This is a genomic window from Pseudomonas sp. RIT-PI-r (assembly GCF_001297015.1).
GTDB lineage: Bacteria > Pseudomonadota > Gammaproteobacteria > Pseudomonadales > Pseudomonadaceae > Aquipseudomonas.
On sequence record NZ_LIGE01000025.1, the window covers coordinates 217,064 to 242,963 of the forward strand.

Consider the following 25,900-nt stretch of genomic DNA (forward strand, 5'->3'; position numbering starts at 1 on the left):
AAAGGTGATTGCCAAAAACGCTATCTACCGCCTGAAAGGGCGGGATCGTAGCATTGGCAGCATAGATGAGGAGCTTTTCATGCGTATCAATCCACCACTTGTTGCACTCGCCATCGGTGCCTTCGGCATCGGCGTTACAGAATTCGCCCCCATGGGCATGTTGCCGGGTATCGCTGCGGATCTGGGCGTTTCCATTCCCGCAGCCGGTTTGCTGGTCAGTGCTTATGCGCTAGGCGTATTGCTCGGCGCACCGCTGATGACCCTCACCACCGGCAGGATTCCCCGGCGCTATCTGCTGATCGGGCTCATGGCGATTTTCACCCTGGGTAATCTGATGTCAGCGTTGGCCACCGATTACTACAGCCTGATGGTCGCCAGGGTCGTGACCTCACTGAACCACGGTGCTTTTTTTGGCGTTGGCTCCGTCGTCGCCGCTACCCTGGTCGCCCCGGAAAAACGCGCCGGGGCAGTGGCGGCGATGTTCATGGGCCTGACTCTGGCGACCATCGGCGGTGCGCCGCCGGCCGCCCGGGTTGGCGGTCTGTTCGGCTGGCGCCCCGCGTTCTGGGGGATTACCGGCCTGGGCGTGCTGACCATGGCCGCATTGTGGTTCGCTCTGCCCAACGTGCGGGCGCCGCAAAGCGTCGGTGTCATGGCAGAAATTCGCGTGTTGGGCCGCGGCCCGGTGCTGGCCGCGCTGGCCCTGACCGTGGTCGGCTCGAGTGCCATGTTCACCGTCTTCACCTACATCGCGCCGATCCTCAGCAGCGAGACCCATGCGTCCACCGCCTTCATCACCGCCATGCTGATGCTTTACGGTGTCGGGTTGACGCTGGGCAACATGTGGGGCGGCAAAGCCGCTGACCGCTCAATCGATCGCACCCTGATCGTTTCGCTGAGCGTGCTGATTCTGGTCCTGTTGGCGTTCACCGTACTGATGCGCTGGCCGCTGCCGGCCGCCGTGGCCATTCTGATCTGGGGTATTGCCAGTTTCGCCCTGGTGCCGCCGCTGCAGATGCGTGTGATGGAAGCGGCGAAGGACGCGCCCAATCTGGCCTCGGCGGTGAACATCGGCGCCTTCAATTTCGGCAATGCGATTGGCGCGGCGCTGGGCGGTGCGGTGATCAGCAGCGGCTTGGGTTATCCGGCGATCTCCCTGGCCGGCGCGGCAATGGCGGGCCTGGGGCTGCTGATGGTTTTGGGGTTTGCGTGGCGTTCCAGAACGGTTGAAGCTGCAGTCGTGTAACACGTTCAACAATGCTCGGCGAGTTGTCAGTATTCGAGAGGATGAGTAAGCTGCCCCCATGAATCAGCCATCCCTATCTGCCTCCTCGCCGAGCACTCGCGGCCCCGCCGAACACGACATTCGTAACCAGATTGTCGCCGCGGCCAACGAGCATTTCAGCCAATACGGCTACGGTAAAACCACGGTTTCCGACCTGGCCAAGGCCATCGGTTTTTCCAAGGCCTACATCTATAAATTCTTCGATTCCAAGCAGGCGATTGGCGAGGCCATTTGCGCCAACTGTCTTGGGCAAATCGCTGCGGCAGTCGAACAAGCGGTTAATACCGAGGCGATTTCAGCCACCGAGCGTTTGCGCAGGTTGGTGAAAACCGTGATCGCTACGGGCGTGGACCTGTTCTTCAATGATCGCAAGCTCTACGACATCGCCGCGTTTTCCGCTTCGGAGCGCTGGAACAGTGCCCAGGTGTACGAGGCGCAGATCAAGGCCTTTATCTTCGACATCGTGCGCCATGGTCGAGAAGCGGGGGAGTTCGAGCGCAAGACCCCGCTGGACGAGACCGTCGAGGCGATCAATCTGGCGCTGCGACCTTTCGTCAATCCGCTGCTGTTGCAACACAATCTGGATTTGATCGAGCAAGCGCCCACGCTGACCACCAATCTCATCCTGCGCAGCCTCATGCCTTGACCCATCGCTGAGCAAGGTTTTCAGGCGATTCGAGTCAAACGACATCCCCTCATTACGTTTCCTGCCCAACGGCACATCAGTGCCGGGAGGGCATTGAATTTAGTCTTAAGTGACCATTGACTGAATAGGTCACATGGATAATATGGTTTCGCTGTAGTGCTAGATGTTCTATTCCAGTGATCTCCATAGAGTCCAATAATGAAAAAAACAATGCTCAAGAGCCCCGTGGGCCTGGCCTTCGTACTTGCGTCTTCCAATGTGTTTGCCGGTGGCTTTGCACTCAACGAACAAAGCATCAGCGGGATGGGCTCCGGTTTTGCCGGGCGCTCTTCTTCAGCCGAAGACGCCAGTACGATCTACGGCAACCCGGCGGGCATGGCGCGGCTTAAACGAGAGCAGGTCAGCGTGGGCGCGGCGACGCTGTTCGCCAAGTCGGATATCAGCCGGACGCGCAGTACGTTCGGCGGCAATGAAGATGGCGACATGGTGCCGACGACCACCGTGCCCATGGGGTATTACGTCAAACCGATTGATGACCACTGGGCATTCGGCGTCGGATTTTATGTACCGTTCGGGCTGATCACCGACTACGGCAGTGGTTATGCCGGGCGCTATTACGCCAACAAGAGCGAAGTCACCACGCTGACTTTCCAGCCGACCATCAGCTACGCCTTTAACGAAAAAGTCTCGATCGGTTTCGGCCCGACCATTAACCGTATCAGCGGCGAGATATCGGGCATGGTCCCCAATCCACTCAGCCCGGGGCGTAATGACGGCAAGCTGAAAAGCACCGGCGATGACACCGCGCTGGGCTTCAACGCCGGCGTGCTGGTGCAGGCAACAGACCGGACCCGCCTGGGGCTGACCTATCACTCCAAAGTCAGTTACCACCTGGATGCGAAAACCAAGGTCACCGATGGCATCTTCAGCGTGCTGGGCGTCAGCGGCCGCAGCTATGACGCATCGCTGGACGTGGACACGCCGGAGTCGGTGGATTTTTCGGTCACGCATCAATTCAATAACGACTGGACGCTTTATCTGGGCAGTACCTGGACGCGCTGGAGCCGCTTCAAGGAGCTGACGATCGAGAACAGTGGCTTGCCGACGTTGCTGAGTGGCCAGTTGGGGACGATCAGCGAAGAGCAGAACTGGCACGACACCTGGGCTCACGCGATCGGTGCGGCCTATCAATTGAATAACCAATGGGTGCTTCGTGCCGGTTTCTCGGTTGATCAGTCACCGGCCAACAACACCAATCGGGGGCCGCGCATTCCGACGGGCGACCGCAAGGTGCTCAGCGTCGGGGCAGGCTGGACGCCCATGGAAAATGTCACGATCGACCTGGCTTATTCCTACCTTTGGGAGGAGAGCGTCGAGGTTAACGACACCTCGGCATCGAGAGGTGCCTACAGTGCCAGATACAAGAACAGTGCGAGCGGGCTGGGGACTTCGGTGAGCTACCGTTTTTAGTCGGGCCTGTCAGTCGATTTGCAGGCCGATATTGCTGATGGTCAGGATGCAGTTATTTCTCATATAGTGACTATTGACGATAATGGTCACAAGACTGAGAATATGATGATCATCCTATTCCTCAGTAAGGGAATCTATGCGCCGGCTCCGACCTTTCCCCATTGCCGCATGCTTGTTGCCTCTCGCCCTGAGCGCCTGTGGCGAATCTTCCAGCGTTGCAGATCCCCGCACACAGGCGCCACTGGTCAGATCCGCTGCCGTTCAAGCATCAGCCGATGTCGCTCGCTCTTTCACCGGAGTGGTCGCGGCGCGTGTTCAGGGCGACCTGGGGTTTCGCGTTTCGGGCAAGGTGCTCGAACGTTTGGTGGATACAGGGCAGGCCGTCAAGCGCGGGCAGCCGCTGATGCGTCTCGACCCGATCGACCTCGGACTGCAAGCGCGGGCGCAGCAGGCGGAGGTCATAGCGGCTCGCGCCCGCGCCAAACAGACAGCCGACGACGAGGCTCGCTATCGCAAACTGGTCGGCGTTGGCGCCATTTCGGCATCAGCCTACGACCAGTACAGAGCCGCCGCGGAGACGGCAAAGGCGCAGCTCAACGCCGCGCAAGCGCAAGCGGACGTAGCGAGTAATGCTTCAGGTTATGCGTTGCTGGTCGCTGATGCGGATGGCGTGGTGGTGGAAACGCTCGCCGAGCCAGGACAAGTGGTCAGCCCGGGACAACCGGGGGTGCGCCTGGCGCGCGCAGGTCAGCGTGAAGCCATCGTGCATTTGCCCGAAACCCTGCGTCCGGCAGCCGGCTCCACCGCACAAGCGAACCTCTACGGGGTCAATTCAGCGGCGGTGACGGCAAAACTGCGGCTGCTTTCGGACTCCGCAGACCGCACGACGCGCACATTCGAAGCGCGCTATGTGCTCGAGGGACCGCTGGCCAACGCACCAATCGGTGCGACCGTGACCCTCAGCATTGCCGACGGCGCCACTCAGACACAGGCGTTACAAGTCCCCATCGCCTCTGTTTACGACCCGGGCAAAGGACCCGGTGTATGGGTGATCGCCGGAACACCGGCAACAGTGACCTGGAGAGCGGTTCAGGTGCTGGGGTTGAGTGATGATTCGGCACGCATCGCCGGCGATCTCACTGCCGGTGAGCAGGTTGTAGCGTTGGGCGCCCATCTGCTGCGCGATGGCGAAGAAGTACGATTGCCGCAGCAGAGCGAAGCCAGCGTTGCCGGGAGTCGCCCATGAGCCAGGGGCGCTTCAACCTTTCGGCCATCGCCGTGCGCGAGCGGGCGATCACGGTGTTCCTGATTTTTCTGATCGCTGTTGCAGGGACGTTGTCGTTCTTTAAGTTGGGACGTGCGGAAGATCCACCGTTTACGGTCAAGCAGTTGACCGTGATTACCGCGTGGCCGGGCGCGACGGCGCAAGAGATGCAGGATCAGGTCGCCGAACCCCTTGAAAAGCGCCTGCAAGAACTCAAGTGGTACGACCGCTCGGAAACCTATACCCGTCCGGGACTGGCGTTCACGATGGTGTCGTTGCTCGATAGCACGCCACCCGCGCAAGTGCAGGAAGAGTTCTATCAGGCACGCAAGAAACTCGACGATGAAGCCATCAGGCTGCCGTCCGGTGTGATCGGTCCGATGGTCAACGATGAGTTTTCCGACGTGACCTTCGCGCTGTTCGCCTTGAAAGCCAAAGGCGAGCCGCAGCGCTTGCTGGTGCGTGATGCGGAAGCCATGCGCCAGCGTCTGCTGCATGTGCCGGGGGTGAAGAAGGTCAACATCATCGGTGAGCAAGCCGAGCGCATCTACGTTTCGTTTTCCCATGACCGCTTGGCGACCCTCGGCTTGTCGCCGCAGGACATCTTCGCCGCGCTGAACGGTCAGAACGTGCTGACGCCCGCCGGCTCCATCGAAACCCATGGGCCTCAGGTGTTTCTGCGTCTGGACGGTGCTTTCGACAATGTGCAGAAAATTCGCGATACGCCGGTCTCCGTGCAGGGGCGCACGCTCAAGCTCTCTGATGTGGCCACGGTTGAACGCGGTTACGAAGATCCTGCCACCTTTTTTGTGCGTAATAACGGCGAAGACGCGCTGCTGCTGGGTGTGGTGATGCGCGAGGGCTGGAACGGTCTGGATCTGGGCAAGGCGCTGGATGCGGAAACCGCGCGGATCAATGCAGAAATACCATTGGGCATGACCCTCGCCAAAGTCACCGACCAGGCAGTCAATATCGACTCGGCGGTCGGCGAGTTCATGGTCAAGTTTTTTGTCGCGCTGCTGGTGGTCATGCTCGTGTGCTTTCTGAGTATGGGCTGGCGAGTAGGCGTGGTGGTCGCCGCAGCTGTGCCGTTGACCCTGGCGATCGTGTTCGTGGTGATGGCCGCCACCGGCAAGAATTTCGATCGCATCACCCTCGGCTCATTGATCCTCGCGCTCGGGCTGTTGGTCGATGACGCGATCATCGCCATTGAAATGATGGTGGTGAAAATGGAGGAGGGCTACGACCGCATCAAAGCGTCCGCGTATGCCTGGAGCCATACGGCGGCGCCGATGCTGTCCGGTACGCTGGTGACCGCAATCGGGTTCTTGCCGAACGGTTTTGCCCAGTCCACTGCCGGCGAGTACACCAGCAACATGTTCTGGATCGTCGGCATCGCGCTGATCGCTTCCTGGGTTGTCGCGGTGGCGTTCACCCCGTATCTGGGCGTGAAGTTGTTGCCGGACATCAAGAAGGTCGAAGGTGGCCACGCGGCGATCTACAACACGCCGAATTACAACCGCTTCCGCCGGCTGCTGACTGCCGTGATCGCGCGAAAATGGCTAGTGGCAGGTACGGTGGTCACGCTGTTTTTCGTCGCCGTGCCAGGCATGGGCCTGGTGAAGAAACAGTTCTTCCCAACCTCCGACCGCCCCGAGGTGATGATCGAGGTGCAAATGCCCTATGGGACTTCGATCGAGCAGACCAGCGCCGCCGCCGCCAAGGTCGAGGCCTGGTTGCACAAACAGGATGAGGCGAAAATCGTCACGGCCTATATCGGCCAGGGTGCGCCGCGTTTCTTTTTGGCGATGGCGCCGGAATTACCCGACCCCTCGTTTGCGAAAATTGTGGTGCTTACAGACAGTCAGGAAGCACGCGAAGCCCTCAAGTTCCGGCTGCGCGAAGCGGTTGCAGAAGGGCTCGCGCCGGAGGCCCGTGTCAGGGCAACACAAATTGTTTTCGGTCCTTATTCGCCGTTCCCGGTTGCCTACCGGGTGATGGGGCCTGATCCGGCGAAGTTGCGCGACATCGCCGAGCAAGTCCGGGGCGTGCTGCAAGACAGCCCGATGATGAGAACCGTGAACACCGATTGGGGACCGCTGACCCCGACATTGCATTTCAGTCTCGATCAGGACCGTCTGCAAGCCGTGGGGTTGACCTCGAATGCGGTCGCCCAGCAATTGCAGTTTCTGCTGAGCGGAGTGCCGATCACCGCGGTGCGCGAGGATATTCGTTCTGTGCAGGTCGTCGGGCGTGCTGCGGGCAATATCAGGCTCGATCCGGCGCAGATCAAGGGTTTCACTTTGGTCGGCGCGTCGGGACAACGCATCCCGTTGTCGCAAATCGGCGAGGTCGATGTGCGCATGGAAGATCCGATTCTGCGGCGCCGTGATCGCACGCCGACCATCACCGTGCGTGGCGACATTGCCGAAGGCTTGCAGCCACCGGATGTATCGAGTGCGATCATCAAGCAGTTGCAGCCGATCATCGACACGCTGCCGTCCGGTTACCGCATCGAGCAGGCGGGTGCCATCGAGGAGTCCGGCAAGGCGGGCAAGGCGATCCTGCCGTTGCTGCCGATCATGATCGCCTTGACGTTGCTGATCATCATTGTGCAGGTGCGTTCGATCGCGGCGATGATCATGGTCTTCCTCACCTCTCCATTAGGCTTGATTGGCGTGGTGCCGACGCTGCTGATCTTCAATCAGCCGTTTGGCATCAATGCGCTGGTCGGGTTGATTGCGTTGTCGGGGATCCTGATGCGCAATACGCTGATTCTGATCGGGCAGATCCATCACAACACGCTGGAAGGGCTGGACCCGTTCCACGCCGTGGTCGAAGCCACGGTGCAACGTGCGCGACCGGTCCTGCTGACGGCAATGGCGGCGATCCTGGCGTTTATTCCCCTGACACACTCGGTGTTCTGGGGCACGCTGGCCTACACCCTGATCGGCGGCACGTTCGTCGGTACCATCATGACGCTGGTGTTCCTGCCTGCGATGTACTCCATCTGGTTCAAGATTCGCCCTGCTAACAAGGCTCAGACTGAAACAGTCAGATTGGCGTAGCTAAAAAAGCCCTTGATAGAGGCCCGCTTTCGCGGGCCTCTTCGTTCCCACGTCAAAGCGTGGTGATCTGCCCGTTGCGATCCAGCTCATACACCTTATTCCCCTGCAATTTATCCTTCAGCCACCGCTCCGCTTTACCCAGCGGCCGTTGCCGCGCCCAGAGCAAATCCACACCAATCTGCCAGTCGGTATGCGGATACGCCGAGAGCTGCAGTTCCACCAGTTCCCCTTTGGCCAGTTCACGCTGAACAAGCTGGCGGGGCAGGGTGGCCCAACCGAGCCCGGCGCGGACCATTTCCAATAACGCCAGATAGCTTTCCGCCTGCCACAACTGGGTCGAGCGCAGGTATTCGCTGCTCGGCAGTTTGCTCGCGTGGGCGCTGAAGGCCAGGCGCCGGTGGACGTGCAGGTCGTCGAAGCTGACGTTATCGAGTTGGGCCAATGGATGCTCGGGGTGGCAGACGTGCAGCATGATCAGTTTGCCCAGTTGCTGGAACGCCAGTTCCTTGGGGTAGCCGGGCTGCGAGAACGCCACGCCGAGTACCGCTTCGCCGCTGCTGACCAGTTCGCTGACGTCGCCGTACACCGGATGGCGGATGATCAGGTCGACGAAGGGGAACGCGGCTTCGAAGGCTTTGAGCACCGGCATGATCGGGCCGTATGGCGTTTCAATCGCCAATGTCAGGCTGGTTTCGACGTTGTCCGAAAGGCAATCGGCGTGGGCTTCGAAGGTCATGCAGCGTTCGAGCACGGCTTCGGCCTGCACCAGCAATTTGTGGCCGCTGGCGGTCAGGGCAGGGCTACGGTTGCTGCGATCGAACAGGTCGACGCCAAGGTCGGTTTCGAGGTTGGCAATCGCCGCGCTGATGGTCGATTGGGTCTTGCCCAGTTTGCGCCCGGCGGCGGAGAACGATCCGCTTTTGACCACTTGGACGAACATCAACAGTTGATCGAGTGAGAAGCGCAAGCGGTGGACTCCCGGGTCGAAGATGGGGGTTGAAAGCAGGTAACGAATGCCAGATTCGTGCCATCGAAAAAAGCGATGGTTGCTAATTTGTTTCATCGCAATAAACGTTCAAATATGCCCTCGCGTCAAACGATCTCCGGGGCGGATCTACCCTTCAAACGCCCCTGAGCGCCCGCGATCTCAACAGATGCCGCACCTTCAGGAGCGTGTGAAATGACCACACAACGCATTCATCCGGTGGACGAAGTTTTGCCACTGCGACAGTTGTTCACGTTTGGCTTGCAGCATGTGCTGGTGATGTACGCGGGAGCAGTGGCGGTGCCGCTGATTCTCGGCAGTGCGATGGGGCTTACCTCGGCGCAGGTGGTATTGCTGATCAATGCCAACCTGTTGACCTCGGGTGTGGCGACGTTGATTCAGACCCTCGGCTTCTGGAAATTCGGCGCGCGGCTGCCGCTGATTCAGGGCTGCTCGTTCATTGCCCTGGCGCCGATGATCATGATCGGCAAGGAATTCGGCCTCAGTCAGATTTTCGGTGCGGTGATCGCGGCGGGCTTTATCACCATTGCCCTGGCGCCGGTGTTCAGCCGCTTGCTGCGCTTTTTTCCGCCGGTGGTGATTGGCAGTCTGATCACCATTATCGGCATCTCGCTGATGCCGGCGGCGGCGATCTGGCTGGGCGGCGGCAATCCCGACTCGGCGGATTTCGGCAATCCGGCGAACTTGTTGCTGGGGCTGGCCACGGTCAGCGTGACGCTGGTGATCTATGCCAAATGCAAGGGCTTCCTCGGCAACCTCAGCGTGCTCATTGGCCTGTTCGTCGGCAGCCTGATCGCAGCGGCTTGTGGCATGACTCACTTCAACCGGGTCAGCGAAGCGGCGTGGTTTGAACTGAGTGCGCCGATGGCCTTCGGCGCCCCGGAATTCGCGCCGGTGCCGATTCTTATCATGACCCTGGCGATGCTGGTGATCATGGCTGAGACCACCGGCAACTGCCTGGCGATCGGCAAATTGACCGGCAAACCGACCACGCAACAGACCCTCGGCAACGCGTTTCGCGCCGATGGGTTGTCGACCATGCTCGGTGGCTTGTTCAACAGTTTTCCTTACAACGCCTTCACCCAGAACACTGGTTTGATTGCGCTTTCCAACGTCAAAAGCCGCTTCGTTGTGGCCGCTGCCGGGGCAATTATGGTGCTGATGGGCCTGTTCCCGAAACTTGGCGCGTTGATCGCCGCAGTGCCGACGCCGGTGCTCGGTGGCTGCGCGATCGTGATGTTCGGCATGACCACGGTGGCGGGGATTCAGGAACTGTCGCGGGTGCAATTCGAGGGCACGCGCAACGGCATTATCGTCGCCGTATCGGTGAGCGTCGGCGTCCTGCCGATGTCCTTTCCGGCGCTGTTCGAACACGTCGGGCCGACCCTGAAACTGGTGCTCGACAGCGGGATATTCCTCGGAGCGATCACCGCCATCGTCCTCAACATCCTGCTCAACAACGATAAAAAATCGACCGAAACCATCGGCGCTGAACTGGCCGACTGACTTTTGTTTTCCACTGCCCAGGAGTTACCCATGAATCAATTCACTCAGCTCATCCCGGCCGGCGTCAGCGAGCTTGATCTGACGTTGCTGCGCCAGACCATCGCCTTGTCCGAGGCATCGAAGCAACGCGGTCGCCATCCGTTCGCGGCATTGGTGGCCGATCGCAACGGCAAGGTGATTGTCGAAGCGGGGAACAACTCGATGCCGCCGCAAGGTGATCCGACGCAGCACGCCGAGTTGGTGGCGGCCGCCGCTGCGGCAAAACTGCTGTCGCCGCAGGATCTGGAACTGTGCACGCTGTACACCAGCGCCGAACCTTGCTGCATGTGCGCCGGCGCAGTTTATTGGACCGGGATCGGGCGGGTGGTTTATGCCTTGTCGGAGCATGCGCTGCTGGGGTTGACGGGCGACCACCCGGAGAACCCGACGTTCTCGCTGCCGTGCCGCGAGGTGTTCGCCAAGGGGCAGCGCAAGGTCAGTGTGTTGGGGCCGATGCTGGAGGGGGAGGCGGCTGAGCCGCATAAAGGCTTCTGGTCTTAAAGAAGCATCACTTTCTCAACGGAAAAAAGGTGCCCGTCACAGGCACCTTTCAGTTTTATCTAGAGATGAGCAGCACTAAACCAGGTCATCAGGCTGCATCGTCAAAATGATTTTCCCGACGTTTTCGGAAGACTCCATCCGGCGATGCGCATCGGCAGCCCGCGCTAGCGCAAACGTGCTATCGACAACCGGCTCAAGACTGCCGGCACCCTCGAAGCGATCCAGCCAGTGCTCGCGAAAGCGTTTGATCATGGCGTGCTTCTCCGGTTGCGTGCGCGACTTCATCACCGTGCCGATGATTTGCAAGTGGCGGTAAAGAATGTCCTCCAGTGCCACGGTGACGTTGCCGCCACCGCCGAGAATTCCCACCTGAACCAAGCGGCCGCCGCGTGCAAGGGACGCGATGTTGCGGGCGAAGTAGGGCTCACCGATAAAGTCGATGATTACATCGACGCCGCGCCCCTGGGTTTTGTCGGCGATCACTTCAGCGAAGTCCTGCGTCTTGTAATCGATCGCCACGTCAGCGCCCAAATGCTCGACACGCGCCAGCTTGCTACCTTCGGTTGTCGCATACACCGTGGCGCCGGTGGCGTAAGCCAACTGCACCGCAGCAGACCCGACGCCGCCGGCGGCCGCGTGAATCAGCACCGAATCGCCAGCCTTGAGCCGAGCCAGATGCATCATCGCTTCATGGGCTGTGACGAAGACCTCGGGTATGGCTGCCGCGTGTACATAGTCAAGCTGCGCGGGGATGTGCATGGCCATGCGGTAGTCGATGCGGGCCAGCTCTGCGTAGGCACCGCCGCCGACCACGCCCATGACTCGATCTCCGACCTCGAACCCGGTCACCGCGCTACCTTTGCCGATCACTTCGCCGGCGATTTCCAGACCGATGATCAGCGAGTCACCGAAATTCGGATGGCCGTACCCGCCGGTCCGGTGAGTCAGATCCGCACGGTTCACCCCGGCGGCATAGACACGTACCAGCAGGTCGTCAGGACGGACTTCAGGATCGGCGACCTCGACGAGTTCGAGGACGTCTGGCGCACCAAATTCTCTGATGTTGATGGCTTTCATTCAGTTGTTCTCCGTTTCGCTGAACGTGGCGTTGGCGATAGCAGACGCAGTGATGGCGCCAGGGAAGCCCACATAGAAAGCCAGGTGCGTGATCGCTGCCGCCAGTTCGTCTTGGGTTACACCGTTGCCAGCCGCGCGGCGTAAGTGAGCAGGCAACTCTTCCGAGTGACCAGCGGCAATCAATGCCGCCACGGTGATCAGGCTACGGTCGCGTGGGGACAGCGCCGGGTCACTCCAGATCTGCGGATAAAGCGTCGAGTCGACGAATTGCGACAGCTTTGGCGTGAACGCGCGCGCGGCTTCGCGAGGACTGCTGAAATTGAGCTTGGACATGGGCGAGTTCCTTAAACCTGGCTGATGAATTTGTGGGTGAGATAGTGCTCGATGCCTTCAATGCCACCTTCGGAGCCGTGACCGCTTTCTTTCATGCCGCCGAACGGGAGCTCGGTCGCGACGATGCGATATTGGTTGATCCCGATCATCCCGGCCTCCAATCCGTCGGCGACGTCAATGGCCGTGCGCGCGCTGGAGGTGAACGCGTAGGCCGAAAGTCCGTAGGGCAAGCGGTTGGCTTCTTGCAGCCCATCGGCCAGCTCATCGAACGGCATCAGTACGGCGATGGGGCCGAAGGGTTCTTCGTGCATGACGCGGGCGTTCATCGGCACATCTGCCAGAACGGTGGGCTGGAAGAAGTAGCCCTCGCCTGACAAGGCTTCGCCACCGACCAATACCCGTGCACCTTTCTCGACGGCATCGGCGACCAGTTCTTCCATTTTTGCCAATTGCCTTGGGTTGGCCAAAGGTCCGACCTGAGTATCCGGATGCAGGCCGTCACCGATTCTCAGGGCTTGGGTCGCCGCGACAAAGTGATCGATAAAAGCTTGATAGGCGCCACGCTGGATCAGAAACCGAGTGGATGAAATGCACACCTGCCCGGTGCCGCGAAAGCGGTTGGCGACGCCCTCAACGGCGGCTTTTTCAATGTCGGCATCTTCGAACACCAGCACCGGTCCGTGTCCACCGAGTTCAAGGGTAATGGGCTTCACGCCTTCGGCAGCGCGTGCAGACAGCAGGCGACCAATAGGCACCGAACCGGTGAAGGTCACTTTGCGAATGATCGGCGAAGCGATCAGATGGCTGGACACTTGATCCGGTACGCCGAAGACCACTTGCAACACACCCTTGGGCAATCCTGCATCGTCGAGTGCACGCGCCAGGGCCAACGCTGTGGAGGGGCTTTCCTCACCCGGTTTGAGAATGACGCTGCAACCGGCGGCCAGTGCTGCCGAGAGCTTGCGTGCCGGGGTGATGGCCGGGAAATTCCACGGTGTGAATGCGGCCACCGGGCCGATGGCCAGGCGTTTGACCAGTTGCAGCACGCCTGGCCGGTTAGCCGGGACCACACGGCCATCGATACGCCGGGCGCTTTCGGCGAACCATTCGAAATACTCCGCCGCACGGGTCACTTCATCCAGGCTTTCATTCAGCGGCTTGCCTTCCTCCAGGGTCATCTGCGCGGCAATCTGCGGTGCACGTTCGAGGATCAGGTCGGCGGCACGCTTGAGGATCTTGGCGCGTTGGTCAGGCACGGTCTGGCGCCACTGCTCGAAGCTCAGGCGAGTCACTTCCAAGGCGTGATCAAGATCGCCTGCGGTGGCGAGCGGGACGCGGCCGATTTCCCGGCCGGTCGCAGGGTTGACGACAGCAGCGGTATTGCGCCCTTCGGCACTGATCCATTCACCACCGATGAAAAGATAAAGCGGGTCGTAGGAAGTCTTCATGATGCGCCCTTCAGTTGGTTGTCAGAGATTCGTAAGAAACTCGGCGCCGGTTCAGGCAGCCTGTGCAACCAAGTCTATGGAACGAGGGGTCATTGATTTAGACGGGCCAAAGGGAATCATTGTTGTCGCCAGAGGTAATATCGAGCCGCGGGCCGAACGTGTAGCATCCAGAAAAAGTGCGCGCTATCACGGGTAAGCGTCAGATCTACAGGAAGGTCGCGATGGATAAGCTTTCGAACATGTCGGTGTACATAAAGGTTGTCGAGATGGGCAGTTTCACGGCCGTGGCCAATCATCTGGATTCCACCGTCGGTAACGTCTCGCGTGCTGTCTCTGCGCTGGAAAACGTGCTCGATGCGCGCCTGTTGCAACGCTCGACCCGACGCCTGTCGGTCACCGATGCGGGCCGACGCTTCTATGAGCGCTGCACGAAGATTCTGGCTGATCTGGAGAGTGCCGAAGCCGAAGCCAGCAATGCCGCGCTGGAGCCTCGGGGAACACTGCGGGTGCATTGCGTACCCGGGCTGGCTCGGCATCTGGTTACGGGGGCGGTGCTGGAGTACCGCGAGCAATTCCCGGAGGTGACCGTGGATTTATTGCTCTCGCAACGCATGCCAAACCTGTTGGAAGACCAACTGGACGTCTCGATTCTGATCGCCCGAGCGCTACCCGATTCGGCGTATGTCAGCCAGAAAATCGGCGTCAGCCATTGTGTGCTGGTGGCGTCGCCAGACTACCTGGCGCGGCATGCGGCCCCGGAGACGCCTGAAGACCTGCGTGATCATCAGTGTCTGCTGTTGGGTACCGTCGACTATGTGCGGGATGAGTGGCAGCTGAAGAGCAAGGCGGGGGACGCGACATTTGTCCCGACAGGGCCAAGTTTCAGCGTCAACGATATGGATGCAATGGCGCTGGCCATTCGAGAGGGTGCCGGGATTGGCTTGCTGGCCGGGTTTACGGCCATCGACGATTTGCGTTCCGGCAAGCTAGTGCGGGTTTTGCCTGACTACCATACCTATGAGCGTAACGTGTACGCCGTCTATACCTCTCGGCAGTTTGTCGATGCAAAAATCACCCGGTTTATTGAAACGCTGAAAGATCGGGTTGGCAGTCAGCTGGCAGCCACGGCCCAAGCACTGATCGATTGAACCGCTGTGGGGCAAAAAGGTATTTGCGCCTCGATGAGACCACTCTCCGAGGCGCAATGATCGGCGAACAGCTGACTTAGCCCTGGCTGCAACGGCCCATGACGTTATAGGCCAGTACGTGGCGTTTGCCTTGCGAATCCTGGTAGGTCATGTGCGTCGGTACCACTGCGCAAACATCCGGCACCGGGTCTTCAGAGATGACCTTGGCGACATCCAGGTGGGTGCCGTAGCGATATTGCTCGACCTGTTGAGTCTTTGCAGAACCGTCCTGTGCCGCTACCACTGAACTGAAGCCCAAAAGTGCGACGATGATCATTGCCGTTTTCATGATGTGATTTCCTAAAGTAAGTGTGATGTTGCTGGCAGGACGAACTTTAGGCTTGAGGGTTTTGCGCAAACAGGCGTGAATCCGGGAAAGACTTTTATCAATTCCGAACACAATCTTGGGGTGTCTGACGCTAGGGCGTTTCACCGGGTCCGGCAAGGCGGAGACAGTAACAGCGATTGAATACCGCGCATCCTCGGATGCGCGGCAGACTATCGTTTCGACACTCACGAAACTATCGCGAGACGAACCTCGCTTTTACAACGCAAACGTAGTCCCACGGGTATTCACAAACAGCGAATAGATCGAGTGACTGCTGGCCATGAACAACCGATTCCCTTCGCGTCCCCCAAAGCACAAATTCGGGCAACGCTCAGGCAGCGAAATATGCCCGATGGCCTTGCCCTGCGCATTGAAAACGCGCACGCCGTCGAGTTTTTCCAGGTCGGCCTTGGGGTCGCCATTGCCGCCCCAGCCGCACCACAGGTTGCCCGCTTCGTCGCACTTGATGCCGTCGATTGCGGCGTATTCCAGCCCTTCGATGTGCTTGCGGCGTTCGCCCAGTGTGCCGTCGTCCTTCACGGCAATCGCCCAGATCAAGCGATTGGGCTTGGCGCGACCTTCGACGACGTAGAGGGTTTTTTCATCGGGAGAAAAGCACAGGCCGTTGGGGCCGTTGAGGTCGTCGATGACCCGCGTGACTTGTTTGCTCTCGCCGTCGATGCGGTACACGGCGTGGGGTTGGCTCGGGGTGATCTTGTGGCCTTCATAGTTGTTGCCGGTCTGGAACGGCGGGTCGGTAAACCAGATCGATCCGTCACTTTTGCAGACGATGTCGTTGGGCGAGTTGAAGGGCTTGCCGTCGAAGCTGTCGGCCAAAACGGTGATCGTGCCATTGGCTTCGGTGCGCGTGATGCGCCGGCCTTCGCTGGTGGTGGTGGAGCCTTCGCAGACGATCAGACGTCCCTGGCGATCCCGGCACATGCCGTTGGAGAAATTGGAGTGTTCGCGATACACGCTAAAGGTATCGGTGATTTCGTCCCAGCGCATGATGCGATTGTTGGGGATGTCGCTGACCAACAAATAGCGGCCATCACCGACCCAGACCGGTCCTTCGGCCCAGCGCATACCGGTGGCAAGTTTTTCAACACTGGCGTTGAAAATACGTAGTTCGAGGAAGCTGTCGTCGAGGATATGAATCAGCGGGTCAGGGTAGCGCTGACTCAAGGGTTCGGCGGCCTCGGCGATCCGCGTCAGTGCGGTGCTGCCGACGGTGGCGAGCGTGGCGGAAACAGCGAGGGACTTTTTCAGGAAGCTGCGGCGGGTATTGCCTGGCGCTCGGTCGAGGCTTGCAGGCGTGGCGGACAGGGATGAGGCCATGTAGCGATCTCCGTGGTTTTATTTTTTTTCGGGGAGACGTAGTAATACCTTGTGATAGGACATCGTACAAGTTGTTCGTTGCGCGACGCCAATGGGCGTCGGTAGCGGTGGAAAGCCAGTGAGCATCATGACCTCCACCGTAGAATTGGCATGCGATAACTTCGTGTCCTGCGGGCAAGGACAGCTTTTAGTCAACTATCACCTCATCCAGAGCCTGCTCCAGCAGGCTGACCGTACGCTCGATATTCTGCAGCTTCTCCAGTCCGAACAGACCGAGGCGGAAGGTCTGGAAGTCGGCCGGTTCATCGCACTGCAACGGCACGCCGGCCGCGATCTGCAGGCCGTGATGGGCAAATTTCTTGCCGTTCTTGATGTCGGCATCATCGGTGTAGCTCACCACCACGCCAGGCGCCTGAAAGCCCGCAGCAGCCACGCTTTTGATGCCTTTGCCGGTCAACAGGGCGCGCACCCGATCACCCAGCGCCTGTTGTTCATCGCGAACGTTGTCGAAACCGTAGGCTTGCGTCTCTTTCATCACCTCGTTAAAGCGCGCGAGGGAATCGCTGGGCATGGTCGCGTGATAGGCATGTCCGCCCTGTTCGTAGGCCTGCATGATCTGCAGCCACTTTTTCAGGTCGCAGGCGAAGCTGCTGCTTTGCGTCTGTTCGATACGCTCAAGTGCCATAGCACTGAACATCACCAGCGCGCAGCAAGGGGAGGCGCTCCAGCCTTTCTGTGGTGCGCTGATCAGCAGGTCGACGGCGCATTTGTGCATATCCACCCAAATTGTGCCGGAGGCGATGCAGTCCAGCACAAACAGACCACCCACCGCATGCACGGCGTCGCCAACGGCCCGCAGGTAGTCGTCGGGCAGAATAATCCCGGATGAAGTTTCAACGTGGGGCGCGAAGACCACTTTCGGCTTCTGCGCGGCAATGGCTGCCAGCACTTCGTCCAGCGGCGGCGGGGCGTAGGCTGCCTGGCGCCCCGGCTCGACCGGCCGGGCTTTGAGAACTTTAGTGTCCGCCGGGATGTTGCCCATATCCAGAATCTGGCTCCAGCGATAACTGAACCAGCCGTTGCGTATCACCAGACACTGTTGGCCAGTGGCGAACTGTCGCGCCACCGCTTCCATGCCGAAGGTGCCACTGCCCGGAACCACCGCCACCGCTTCGGCGTGGTAGACCTGTTTCAGAGTCGTGGAAATATTCTTCATCACGCCTTGAAAGGACTGCGACATGTGGTTCAGCGAGCGGTCGGTGTAGACCACGGAGTACTCGACCAATCCTTCGGGATCGATGCTCGGATAGAGCTTTGACATGGTGACTCCTTGGGCAGAGAGGTAAACATCTTTGGCAAGCAAGTGTAGGCAAAGGGCAGGGAACAGCTCATTGATTCGCGCAAATGAGGTTAGAGTGCTCGGCAATGTCTCAATCGTTGCGTGAACCATGAAGCTGCCGCTGTTTATTTCTCTGGATGGGCCCAAGGGCACCGGCAAAACCACACTGCTGGAGGCCGTGACCGCCGCGCTGCGGGCAGACCAGCATAAAGTCATCCGGCTGTGCGAGAGAAAAAGCGATCCCTACCGCGGCGAAACCATGGCGCTGGTCAACCAACTCGCCAGACATCCCTCGCGGGATCTGGAGTGGGCGGTGTGTCAGCGCCTTGCGGATAGCCGTCGCTGGATTTCTGAGCGGGTGCTGCCCAAACAGCCGTTGGACAGCATCATCCTGATCGACCGCTGGTATCCGTCAGATGCCGCATTTCGCCATAGCGTGCCGTTTGCCGAGATTCTGCAGTTGAACATGCAGCGAGGCGTGCGCGTGCCGGATCTGCACGTCGGCGTTGTCACCGCACCTGATATTTCATGGGCGCGGGCAACGGCACGCTCGCGGGGACTGGGCGGCACGGTGATCCAGAAACACGCAGAGCACGTTGTGTGTAGCGAGATGTTCGAAAAAGCGGTTGCCGATCACGGCTGGGTGTTGTGCCGTAACGAAGGAACCATCGAAGCCGCGACGACTCAGGTAGTTGCAGAGATCTATAAGGTGCTTGGCTGATTGTCGCTGCCCAGGCGCTGGTTGAACTTGAATTTCAGGTTTCTCTGATCTGAGCTAACCGTACTGACGGATCCCACGCCCCCCATGCTTACAAACCTCTGGTATGTCGTTCTCCCATCGTCGCAGTTGACTGATGGACTGATGCCGGTTCGATTGCTCGGACAACCGTTCGTGGCGTTCCGCGATGACGCGGGTGTCGCTCACCTGCTCTCGGATATCTGCGTGCATCGCGGCGGCTCGCTGTCCGCCGGCAGCAAAGTGGGCAACAGCGTGCAGTGTCCCTATCACGGCTGGCGGTTTGGCGGTGATGGTGTCTGCACGCAGATACCGGCGCAGCCCGACCTGCGGATTCCCGCCAAGGCCCGCGTCGATGCGTACCCGACGCTGGAGCGCTACGGTTGGATCTGGGCGTTTTTAGGTGATCTGCCGGAGTCTGAGCGTCCACCGTTGCCGACGCTCGACTGGATCGACGATCCCGCCATCCGCGTGGTCTCGGGCCACTTTGACTGGCAGGCCAGTTGGGACCGGATTATCGAAAACGGTCTGGACTTCGCCCACGCACCGTTTGTCCATGGTTCAACCTTCGGCGATCCGGATCATCCCGAGATTGAATCATTCGAGGTCGACAGCGATGCATGGAGCGGCAGCGCCCAGATGCTCATGCGCAGGCCAGCACGCAAAGGGCTGCTGCGGCGCAAATCCTCCACCGAGTTTGTCAGTGTGGTCACCGTTCCGGGTTTCCATTTGTCCGGGCCGTGCACAACGCTTGAACTTGAGTTACCCAACGGCTGGCGGATCTACATCGTCTCGGCGCATGTGCCGATTGACGCCAATCGCACGCGCACCTGGTGGATGATGGGCAGAACGTTCCTGCGCTCGCGACTGCTGGATCGTCGGTTCATTGCCAGCAATATCCGCATCTTCGAACAAGACCACGTCGTGCTTAAAAACGTGCGGCCCGAGCGCGTGCCGGACTCCTTTCAGCAGGAGGTGTCGTTGAAATCCGACGCACTGCAGATTGCATTCCGCAAAGACGTGCAGGCACTGGAACAGCGCGGCTGGCGCATCGATGAAGAGCGTCTTGCGCGAACCTTCACCGGGCGCAAGGCCTGCGCAGTGCCCAGCCCTGAACGTGGTCAGATTCGCGCTTGGGCGATCGAGCCGATTCCGCTTCTGGACATCAGCCAAGAAGAGGAATGACTGTTCCTGAGGGCATACATCTTGCTTTGCTAACAAAAACTATTCCGATAGCTAGCAAAGAGAGAGCCTGCAACCATGATCGCAACCTCCAGTCGTGCGGTGATCTGTACGCCTCATGCCGAAGCCAGCGCCGCCGGCCTGCGGATTCTTGAAGCGGGCGGCACGGCAATTGATGCCATGCTCGCGGCCAGTGCCATGCTCGCCGCAGTGTTCCCGCACATGACCGGGCTGGGCGGCGATGCCCTATGGATGATCCACGACAGACAAGTGCGCACCATCGTGGGGATTGGCCAGGCCGGGCAACGTTTGCCGGAGGGCGGAATCATCACCGTGCGCGGTCCGGCGTCGGTGGCCAGCACAGCAGGCGCGCTGGCGAGTTGGCAGACCGCCGCCGACATCAGTCGTCACCAGTGGGGCTCACGACTCGGTTGGTCTGATCTGTTGACAGACGCCGCGAGCGTGGCCGATGCCGGTATCGAGGTTTCGCGATCGCAACTGTTCTGGCAAACCCTGCGGCGCCCGCTGATCGAGCAACTGCCGGACCTGCATCGGCTGTGCAAGCGCGATGGGCAGTGGCTGCGCGAGGGCGATACCCTGCGCCAACCCGAACTGGCCAACACCCTGCGGCATCTGGCCAGACATGGCGTCGAGGATTTCTATCACGGCGAACTGGCCGAAGCTTTCGGGGCAGCCTTTGATCGCTTGGGCTGCGGCTTGACGGCGGCCGATCTGGCGGCGACCCGAGCGCCGGAAGTCGCACCGGTCTCGGTACGCTATCGCGCTGGCCGCCTCTACAATGTCGCGCCGCCATCCCAAGGTTTGTACACGTTGCAGGCCATGGCCGCGCTGCAACACAAGCCGCTGGCAGACGTTGGCAACGGCAGCGCGCTTTACTATCACTATCTGGTCGAAGCCATCAAACAAGGCTTGCTGCGGCGCAATGCGCAGCTGTGCGATCCGCTGAGCCAACCGTGGGATTTCGCCGCCAGCCTGGAGGACGCGCAGATTCAGGCGTATGCCGCTGCCATCGATGACCGGCGTGCCGCGCCGTGGAACGAGCCGGGGCGACCTGCCGATACCGTGTGGATGGCCGCGACCGATGCCGAAGGGCGGACGGCCTGCCTGATCCAGAGCCTGTTCCATGACTTCGGTTCGGGCTGCATGCTCGGCGACACCGGTGTGTTGTGGCAGAACCGCGCGGCGGGTTTCAACGCCAACCCCGAACACGTCAACGGCTGGGCGCCCGGCAAGCGTCCGGCGCACACGCTCAATCCTTCCTGCTATCTGGGTGACGATGGCCGCCGCTGGTTCTTCGGCACCCAGGGCGGCGATGGCCAGCCGCAGACGCAAATGGTCCTGGCGACGCAACTGATCGACTTTCAGCAGCCTGTTGACCAGGCGCTGCTGACCCCGCGTTTTCTGCTGGGTCGCAGCTTTTTCGACAGCACGGACAATCTCAAACTGGAAGGCGATATGCGCGCCAGCACCATTGAAGGCCTCGGCCTGCTCGGGCATGCGGTGGAGATCATTCCGGTGCGCAGCCCCATGACCGGCCACGCCGGCATTATCGCCATTGATGCCGAAGGTCGGCGCAGCGCCATGCATGATCCACGGGGCGAGGGCACGGGACTCGGCCAGTTGGACTGACCTTTGCTGTGGGCATTTGCCGGGCTCCGGCGGCTGGCGGATAATGCCGGCCATTGCCCGCCAACCGCAGATGTGTGGATTGGCCGGCTTTCTGGACAACAGAGGTAAGGATGGGCTTGAGCACTGTCACCGCCAAACAGCTTGAGGTGCAACGTATCGTCGATGCGCTGTTCAGCGCGATCGCCCAGCATCGACTGCCGCCGGGCACTCGACTGATCGAAGCGCAAATTGTCGAAACCCTGCAAGCCAACCGCAATCACGTGCAGGTAGCGTTGCAGCGTCTGGCGATGCAAAAAGTGGTGACCATCGAAGCCAATCGCGGCGCCATGGTCGCCCAGCCAACGGCACGTGAAGCACGAGATATTTTCAGTGCGCGTCGCGCCATCGAGCGGGCGATTGTCGAGGCGATCACACCGGCAACCATGCGCAAGCAACGGCAGCGCATCGCCACCCACATGAACAACGAACGCAAAGCCACCAACGACACTGATCGCCGCGCCATCGTCCGCGAGCTCAGCGAGTTTCACCTGCTGCTTGGCGAGATCAGTGGCAATGCCGTGCTCAGCGACATCCTCGCCAACCTGATGGTGCGCAGTTCATTGATCGTCGCGCTGTATCAGCGCAATGACGTGCCATCCTGCGCTTCCGATGAGCACCAGGAAATCATCACCGCGCTGGAAAATGGCGATAACGAAAAAGCCGTGGCGGTCATGATCGAGCATCTGGATGAACTGGAAGCGCAGTTGGCGCTGGATGAAAGTGTGCCTGCCGAGTTCAACCTCAAGCAGGCGTTGATTGATTAAGTCGCTTTCATCAACGTTGCCGCCGGCCGGCTGAACGTCTGGCGTCCGCCCTTGAAGCCCATCAGCGGTGCGCTGATTTCGGCGATCACCGCCGCTGGCGAAGGCGCGTCGAACACAATGAAATCGGCGCGGCAACCTGGGCGCACACCGTAATCCTTCAATCTGAGCAGCGCGGCCGACTCGCTGGATACCCACGCCAGGCATTGCAGCAATTCCGCCACCGTACCCATCTGGCTGACGTTGGCGAACAGGTTGGCCTGACGGATCAACGACGCATCGCCATACGGGGTGAACGGGTTGCCGATGTTGTTGGTGGAAACCGAGCACCTCACACCGCACGCGTGAAGATGCGCCAGCGGCGCCAGCCCTCGGGGTTTGTTGTGAAACGCCTCGCGGCCCAGCAAAAACAGATCGGTGCTTGGCAGGCAAGTCACCTGCACGCCAGCTTTAGCCAGATGCAGAGCCAGCACCGTCAGTGGCTCACGGGGCAGCGTCGACAGCTTGGTCGCGTGACCGATGGTGACGCGACCACCCCAGCCGTGCAGCTGCGTGCAGCGTGCCACTTCCATGACCGTCATGCCCTCGCTGTTCAGGTCGAAATCCAGGTGCAGGTCCAGGTCGCAGTCGTAGCGCACTGCCAGTTCGAACAGACGCTGGATCTGCCCATGCGGGTCGCTGTCCATGTAGGGGCAGCCGCCAAGTACGGTGGCGCCGCTTTCCAGAGCCTGGCAGAGCAGGGCTTCAGTTCCCGGATTGTTCAGCATGCCCTCTTGCGGAAATACACAGATTTCCAGGCTGATGGCCCAGGCGTAATCCGCCTGCAAACGGCGAATCGCGTTGAATCCGGTCAGGCCAATCTGCGGGTCCAGTTCGACATGGGTGCGCATGTGCGTCGTGCCTTGCACGATCGCCTTGTCCAGCACCTGCGCACCGCGCTGATAGACATCGTCTTCGGTGAACTCGGCTTTCGCCGCGCGGGTTTGCGCGACGGCTTCGGCCAGCGTGCCTTCCTGCAGATGACAGCGCTGCATGATACAGGCCTTGTCCAGATGGATATGGCTTTCGATCAGCCCCGGCAGGATCAACCGGCCTTGCAGGTCAAGGGTTTGCCAAGGGCTGACGGTCGCGCTGAAGCGGTCGACAAAGTAGCCGTTCTCGACGTAAAGCTCAGTCACGCGATGATCGCTGCCCAGTCGCGCATTGATGATTTTCAGAGCGCTCATGCGCTGGCCCCTTCACCCAGATAAGCGGCTGCCAACGCTTTGTCGGCGCGCAGTTCGGTGGAGCCGGCGGCTTTGACAATGGTCCCGGTTTCCAGGACATAAGCGCGATCTGCCACTTGCAGCGCGAGGTTGGCCATTTGATCCACTAGCAGGATGGTCACGCCCTCGTCGCGCAGGGCGGCCAGTGCGTCGTACAACTCGCCGATCATCGCGGGCGACAAACCCAGTGACGGCTCATCGAGCAGAAGAATGCTGGGCTTGGCAATCAGGCCACGACCCACGGCGACCATTTGTTGTTCGCCACCGGAAAGCAGGCCTGCCGGGTTGTCGATGCGGTCGCGCAGGCGCGGGAAGCGCTTGAGGATGGCCTCGATTTCAGCCTCGGCATCGAAGGACTCGCGGCGCGAATAGCCACCGAGCAACAGGTTGTCGCGCACACTCAGGTAAGGGAAGACCTGACGGCCTTCCGGTACCAGGGCCAGACCTTTGGCGGCGATCGTGCTGGCGCTGGCCAGTTCGATGTTTTCGTTGTCCAGCACAATGCTGCCGCTGGTGGCGCGATGCAGACCGGCCAGACACTGCAGGATGCTCGATTTTCCCGCGCCGTTAGCGCCGAGAATTGCCACCAGTTCACCGGGATTGACCAGCAGGTTGACCTTGTCGACCACGGCTGAGGCGCCGTAATCGATCACCAGATCCTGCACGTACAATCGCGCATCGCGGCTGCCGTTCCAGGCCTGCGCGCGAGGTGTGGCTTGATACTCGGTACCGCCCAGATACGCCGCGATGACTTGCGGATTTTGCCGGATTTCAGCCGGCGGCCCCGACGCAATCGGCTTGCCGGCGTCGAGCACCAACAGCTGCTCAGACACCGACATCACCAACGCCATATCGTGCTCGACCAGAATCACTGTCAGGCCAAATTCCGCCAGTTTGCGCAGCAGTAAGGCCAGATCATCGGTGTCACGACGACTCAGGCCCGCTGCGGGTTCATCCAGCAACAACACCGCAGGCGCCGTGGCCAGTGCGCGGGCGATTTCCACCAGGCGACGATCGACATGAGGCAGATCCTCGGCAGCAATATTCACTTCGCCGCGATAGCCGACCAAGGCCAGTAGATCCAGGGCCAAGCTGCGTTGCTCGGTGGTGGACAGGCTGAACGGCCAGCCCATGCGTCCCTGCTGCATCGCCACCAGAAGGTTGTCCATGACCGACATTTCGCCGAACAGCAAAGTCGTCTGATAGGTGCGAGCAATCCCGGCCCGGGCGCTCTTCCAGGCAGGCAGCCCCGCCAGCGGTTGTTGCAGTTCGATCTGGCCGCTGTCCGGCACATAAAAACCGCTGATCATATTGAGCACAGTGGTTTTACCAGCGCCGTTAGGGCCGATGATGCTGGTGATGCTGCCAGCCGGTGCATGCAGGCTGACGTGTTGCGCCGCCTGCACGCCACCGAAGCGAATGCCGATATCGCTGACGCGCAATCCGCAATTCGGGCCACGGCTGCGTAGATGCGCGGCAATGCGCTGCTGATTGAACTGCGTGGGTGGCAGCAAGCGAACCGGTTTGCTCCAGCGTCGGGCGAGGGCGCCCAGCAGACCGTTGGGTGCGATCCATAGCACCAACAGCAGCAAAGTGGAAAAGATCAGCAAGCGATACTCGGCAAAATCCGACAGCAACTCCGGCACCAGCACAATCAACAGCGCGCCAATCAGCGGCCCGAACAACCGGCCGCTGCCGCCAACAATCACCGCCAGCACAAACAGAATCGACTGCGAAAACGGAAGGGATTCAGGGTTGATGAACACCAGCAGCGGCGCGAGCAAGCCGCCCGCCAGTCCGGTCAAAGCCGCCGACAAGGCAAACGCCAGGGTCTTGCTGATCACCGGATTGAAGCCCAGCGAGCGCGCGGCAATTTCCGAGGCTTTCACCGCGAGCATGGCTTTGCCCCAGCGACTGTGGCTCAGGCGCTGAAAAAAGAGCAGGGCGCCAATCATCAGCGCCGCCGCCAACGAAGCAAGGAAGATTGACGGGTCGAGGCCGGCAAATTCCGGCATCGGGATACCCATCAAACCGTTGGAGCCACCGGTGACGTCACGCCATTCGATCAGGCTGTGATGCACCACAAAAGCAAAGGCAATGGTGATCATCGCCAGATACGGACCGCTAACGCGAAGGGCAGGAATTGCCAACAGCGCGCCAATCACCCCGGCCGCCACACCAGCGATCGGCAGGGCCAGCCATAACGGCCAACCCGCCAAGGTCAGCAGTGCCGAGACATAGGCACCGATCGCGTAGAAGGCGATATGGCCAAAGGAAATCTGCCCGCTGAGGCCGATCAGAATATTGAGGCTCACGCCGACCACTGTCGCCAGCGCGCACAGGGTAAAAACCAGCAATGAGTAGCTGTCGAGTGTGAACGCCATGACGCCACACGCGACAGCGAGCAGGGCGATGAGCAGAGTAGGCATGCT

21 protein-coding genes are annotated in these 25,900 nt (G+C 60.3%); 12 read left to right on the top strand and 9 right to left on the bottom strand.

The features are described 5' to 3' along the window. The first annotated feature begins 79 nt into the window (after positions 1-79). From AK821_RS12915 to AK821_RS12935, 5 genes are all read left to right on the top strand, one after another. Positions 80-1,246, top strand: a complete 1,167-nt coding sequence (locus tag AK821_RS12915) for an MFS transporter (protein ID WP_064390000.1) — start codon at positions 80-82, stop codon at positions 1,244-1,246. 58 nt (positions 1,247-1,304) lie between these two features. After that, complete coding sequence (locus tag AK821_RS12920) at positions 1,305-1,931, top strand: TetR/AcrR family transcriptional regulator (protein WP_064390001.1); 627 nt, start codon at positions 1,305-1,307, stop codon at positions 1,929-1,931. Between the two features lie 198 nt (positions 1,932-2,129). Further along, a complete protein-coding gene (locus AK821_RS12925; protein ID WP_064390002.1) occupies positions 2,130-3,401 on the top strand; it encodes an OmpP1/FadL family transporter in 1,272 nt (423 codons plus the stop codon). 136 nt (positions 3,402-3,537) lie between these two features. Continuing rightward, the gene (locus AK821_RS12930; RefSeq protein WP_064390003.1) at positions 3,538-4,647 is read left to right on the top strand and encodes an efflux RND transporter periplasmic adaptor subunit; all 1,110 of its coding nucleotides are present in this window, start codon (positions 3,538-3,540) and stop codon (positions 4,645-4,647) included. Then, positions 4,644-7,733 (top strand): efflux RND transporter permease subunit, encoded by a 3,090-nt coding sequence (locus AK821_RS12935; RefSeq protein WP_064390004.1) that lies wholly within the window; start codon positions 4,644-4,646, stop codon positions 7,731-7,733. The genes AK821_RS12930 and AK821_RS12935 overlap by 4 nt, the downstream gene beginning before the upstream one ends. Before the next feature lie 52 nt (positions 7,734-7,785). Here the strand turns inward: AK821_RS12935 and AK821_RS12940 are convergent, their stop codons facing one another. Further along, complete coding sequence (locus AK821_RS12940) at positions 7,786-8,700, bottom strand: LysR family transcriptional regulator (RefSeq protein WP_064390005.1); 915 nt, start codon at positions 8,698-8,700, stop codon at positions 7,786-7,788. Between the two features lie 213 nt (positions 8,701-8,913). Here AK821_RS12940 and AK821_RS12945 point away from each other — a divergent pair, with 213 nt between their 5' ends. Continuing rightward, entirely contained in the window at positions 8,914-10,245 is a 1,332-nt protein-coding gene (locus AK821_RS12945) for a nucleobase:cation symporter-2 family protein (RefSeq protein WP_034154086.1), read from the top strand. A gap of 30 nt (positions 10,246-10,275) precedes the next feature. Next, positions 10,276-10,785 (top strand): nucleoside deaminase, encoded by a 510-nt coding sequence (locus AK821_RS12950; protein ID WP_064390006.1) that lies wholly within the window; start codon positions 10,276-10,278, stop codon positions 10,783-10,785. 75 nt (positions 10,786-10,860) lie between these two features. On the opposite strand, the gene AK821_RS12955 is transcribed toward AK821_RS12950, so the two are convergent. Genes AK821_RS12955 through AK821_RS12965 form a run of 3 tightly spaced genes read right to left on the bottom strand, consistent with a single transcriptional unit; the run spans position 10,861 to position 13,643 of the window. Beyond that, the gene (locus AK821_RS12955) at positions 10,861-11,862 is read right to left on the bottom strand and encodes an NAD(P)H-quinone oxidoreductase (protein ID WP_064390007.1); all 1,002 of its coding nucleotides are present in this window, start codon (positions 11,860-11,862) and stop codon (positions 10,861-10,863) included. Then, positions 11,863-12,195, bottom strand: a complete 333-nt coding sequence (locus AK821_RS12960; protein WP_034154073.1) for a carboxymuconolactone decarboxylase family protein — start codon at positions 12,193-12,195, stop codon at positions 11,863-11,865. An 11-nt stretch (positions 12,196-12,206) separates the two neighbouring features. After that, complete coding sequence (locus tag AK821_RS12965; protein ID WP_064390008.1) at positions 12,207-13,643, bottom strand: NAD-dependent succinate-semialdehyde dehydrogenase; 1,437 nt, start codon at positions 13,641-13,643, stop codon at positions 12,207-12,209. A 221-nt stretch (positions 13,644-13,864) separates the two neighbouring features. Between AK821_RS12965 and AK821_RS12970 the strand changes: the two genes are divergently transcribed. Continuing rightward, positions 13,865-14,791, top strand: a complete 927-nt coding sequence (locus tag AK821_RS12970) for a LysR family transcriptional regulator (protein ID WP_064390009.1) — start codon at positions 13,865-13,867, stop codon at positions 14,789-14,791. A 76-nt stretch (positions 14,792-14,867) separates the two neighbouring features. Here AK821_RS12970 and AK821_RS12975 read toward each other — a convergent pair whose 3' ends face one another. The 3 genes from AK821_RS12975 to AK821_RS12985 all read right to left on the bottom strand — a co-directional run bounded on the left by AK821_RS12975 (position 14,868) and on the right by AK821_RS12985 (position 17,817). Continuing rightward, complete coding sequence (locus tag AK821_RS12975; protein ID WP_064390010.1) at positions 14,868-15,119, bottom strand: DUF2790 domain-containing protein; 252 nt, start codon at positions 15,117-15,119, stop codon at positions 14,868-14,870. A 255-nt stretch (positions 15,120-15,374) separates the two neighbouring features. Beyond that, positions 15,375-16,496 (bottom strand): SMP-30/gluconolactonase/LRE family protein, encoded by a 1,122-nt coding sequence (locus AK821_RS12980; protein WP_064390011.1) that lies wholly within the window; start codon positions 16,494-16,496, stop codon positions 15,375-15,377. Positions 16,497-16,683: 187 nt separating this feature from the next. Further along, entirely contained in the window at positions 16,684-17,817 is a 1,134-nt protein-coding gene (locus AK821_RS12985) for an aminotransferase class V-fold PLP-dependent enzyme (RefSeq protein ID WP_064390012.1), read from the bottom strand. Between the two features lie 127 nt (positions 17,818-17,944). Between AK821_RS12985 and AK821_RS12990 the strand changes: the two genes are divergently transcribed. The 4 genes from AK821_RS12990 to AK821_RS13005 all read left to right on the top strand — a co-directional run bounded on the left by AK821_RS12990 (position 17,945) and on the right by AK821_RS13005 (position 22,206). Beyond that, positions 17,945-18,556 carry a dTMP kinase gene (locus tag AK821_RS12990; RefSeq protein ID WP_064390013.1) on the top strand — a complete coding sequence of 204 codons (612 nt, stop codon included), beginning with the start codon at positions 17,945-17,947 and terminating at the stop codon, positions 18,554-18,556. 84 nt (positions 18,557-18,640) lie between these two features. After that, on the top strand, positions 18,641-19,756 hold the full coding sequence (locus tag AK821_RS12995) for an aromatic ring-hydroxylating dioxygenase subunit alpha (RefSeq protein ID WP_064390014.1): 1,116 nt from the start codon (positions 18,641-18,643) through the stop codon (positions 19,754-19,756). Positions 19,757-19,831: 75 nt separating this feature from the next. Next, on the top strand, positions 19,832-21,403 hold the full coding sequence (locus AK821_RS13000) for a gamma-glutamyltransferase family protein (protein WP_064390015.1): 1,572 nt from the start codon (positions 19,832-19,834) through the stop codon (positions 21,401-21,403). A gap of 110 nt (positions 21,404-21,513) precedes the next feature. After that, on the top strand, positions 21,514-22,206 hold the full coding sequence (locus AK821_RS13005) for a GntR family transcriptional regulator (protein WP_064390016.1): 693 nt from the start codon (positions 21,514-21,516) through the stop codon (positions 22,204-22,206). On the opposite strand, the gene AK821_RS13010 is transcribed toward AK821_RS13005, so the two are convergent. Both AK821_RS13010 and AK821_RS13015 read right to left on the bottom strand, forming a co-directional pair. Then, positions 22,203-23,429: an amidohydrolase family protein gene (locus AK821_RS13010; protein ID WP_064390017.1), complete on the bottom strand. Its 1,227-nt coding sequence runs from the start codon at positions 23,427-23,429 to the stop codon at positions 22,203-22,205. The two genes, AK821_RS13005 and AK821_RS13010, sit on opposite strands and share 4 nt — an antisense overlap. Continuing rightward, positions 23,426-25,897: a branched-chain amino acid ABC transporter ATP-binding protein/permease gene (locus tag AK821_RS13015; protein ID WP_236708311.1), complete on the bottom strand. Its 2,472-nt coding sequence runs from the start codon at positions 25,895-25,897 to the stop codon at positions 23,426-23,428. The genes AK821_RS13010 and AK821_RS13015 overlap by 4 nt, the downstream gene beginning before the upstream one ends. Between the last annotated feature and the right edge of the window lie 3 nt (positions 25,898-25,900).

What these genes read in the sequence shown, in the direction of transcription:
- AK821_RS12915 (WP_064390000.1), top strand. Translation starts at nt 80, where the DNA reads ATGCGTATCAATCCACCACTTGTTGCACTCGCCATCGGTGCCTTCGGC.
- AK821_RS12920 (WP_064390001.1), top strand. Translation starts at nt 1,305, where the DNA reads ATGAATCAGCCATCCCTATCTGCCTCCTCGCCGAGCACTCGCGGCCCC.
- AK821_RS12925 (WP_064390002.1), top strand. Translation starts at nt 2,130, where the DNA reads ATGAAAAAAACAATGCTCAAGAGCCCCGTGGGCCTGGCCTTCGTACTT.
- AK821_RS12930 (WP_064390003.1), top strand. Translation starts at nt 3,538, where the DNA reads ATGCGCCGGCTCCGACCTTTCCCCATTGCCGCATGCTTGTTGCCTCTC.
- AK821_RS12935 (WP_064390004.1), top strand. Translation starts at nt 4,644, where the DNA reads ATGAGCCAGGGGCGCTTCAACCTTTCGGCCATCGCCGTGCGCGAGCGG.
- AK821_RS12945 (WP_034154086.1), top strand. Translation starts at nt 8,914, where the DNA reads ATGACCACACAACGCATTCATCCGGTGGACGAAGTTTTGCCACTGCGA.
- AK821_RS12950 (WP_064390006.1), top strand. Translation starts at nt 10,276, where the DNA reads ATGAATCAATTCACTCAGCTCATCCCGGCCGGCGTCAGCGAGCTTGAT.
- AK821_RS12955 (WP_064390007.1), bottom strand. Translation starts at nt 11,862, where the DNA reads ATGAAAGCCATCAACATCAGAGAATTTGGTGCGCCAGACGTCCTCGAA.
- AK821_RS12960 (WP_034154073.1), bottom strand. Translation starts at nt 12,195, where the DNA reads ATGTCCAAGCTCAATTTCAGCAGTCCTCGCGAAGCCGCGCGCGCGTTC.
- AK821_RS12965 (WP_064390008.1), bottom strand. Translation starts at nt 13,643, where the DNA reads ATGAAGACTTCCTACGACCCGCTTTATCTTTTCATCGGTGGTGAATGG.
- AK821_RS12970 (WP_064390009.1), top strand. Translation starts at nt 13,865, where the DNA reads ATGGATAAGCTTTCGAACATGTCGGTGTACATAAAGGTTGTCGAGATG.
- AK821_RS12975 (WP_064390010.1), bottom strand. Translation starts at nt 15,119, where the DNA reads ATGAAAACGGCAATGATCATCGTCGCACTTTTGGGCTTCAGTTCAGTG.
- AK821_RS12980 (WP_064390011.1), bottom strand. Translation starts at nt 16,496, where the DNA reads ATGGCCTCATCCCTGTCCGCCACGCCTGCAAGCCTCGACCGAGCGCCA.
- AK821_RS12985 (WP_064390012.1), bottom strand. Translation starts at nt 17,817, where the DNA reads ATGTCAAAGCTCTATCCGAGCATCGATCCCGAAGGATTGGTCGAGTAC.
- AK821_RS12990 (WP_064390013.1), top strand. Translation starts at nt 17,945, where the DNA reads ATGAAGCTGCCGCTGTTTATTTCTCTGGATGGGCCCAAGGGCACCGGC.
- AK821_RS12995 (WP_064390014.1), top strand. Translation starts at nt 18,641, where the DNA reads ATGCTTACAAACCTCTGGTATGTCGTTCTCCCATCGTCGCAGTTGACT.
- AK821_RS13000 (WP_064390015.1), top strand. Translation starts at nt 19,832, where the DNA reads ATGATCGCAACCTCCAGTCGTGCGGTGATCTGTACGCCTCATGCCGAA.
- AK821_RS13005 (WP_064390016.1), top strand. Translation starts at nt 21,514, where the DNA reads ATGGGCTTGAGCACTGTCACCGCCAAACAGCTTGAGGTGCAACGTATC.
- AK821_RS13010 (WP_064390017.1), bottom strand. Translation starts at nt 23,429, where the DNA reads ATGAGCGCTCTGAAAATCATCAATGCGCGACTGGGCAGCGATCATCGC.
- AK821_RS13015 (WP_236708311.1), bottom strand. Translation starts at nt 25,897, where the DNA reads ATGCCTACTCTGCTCATCGCCCTGCTCGCTGTCGCGTGTGGCGTCATG.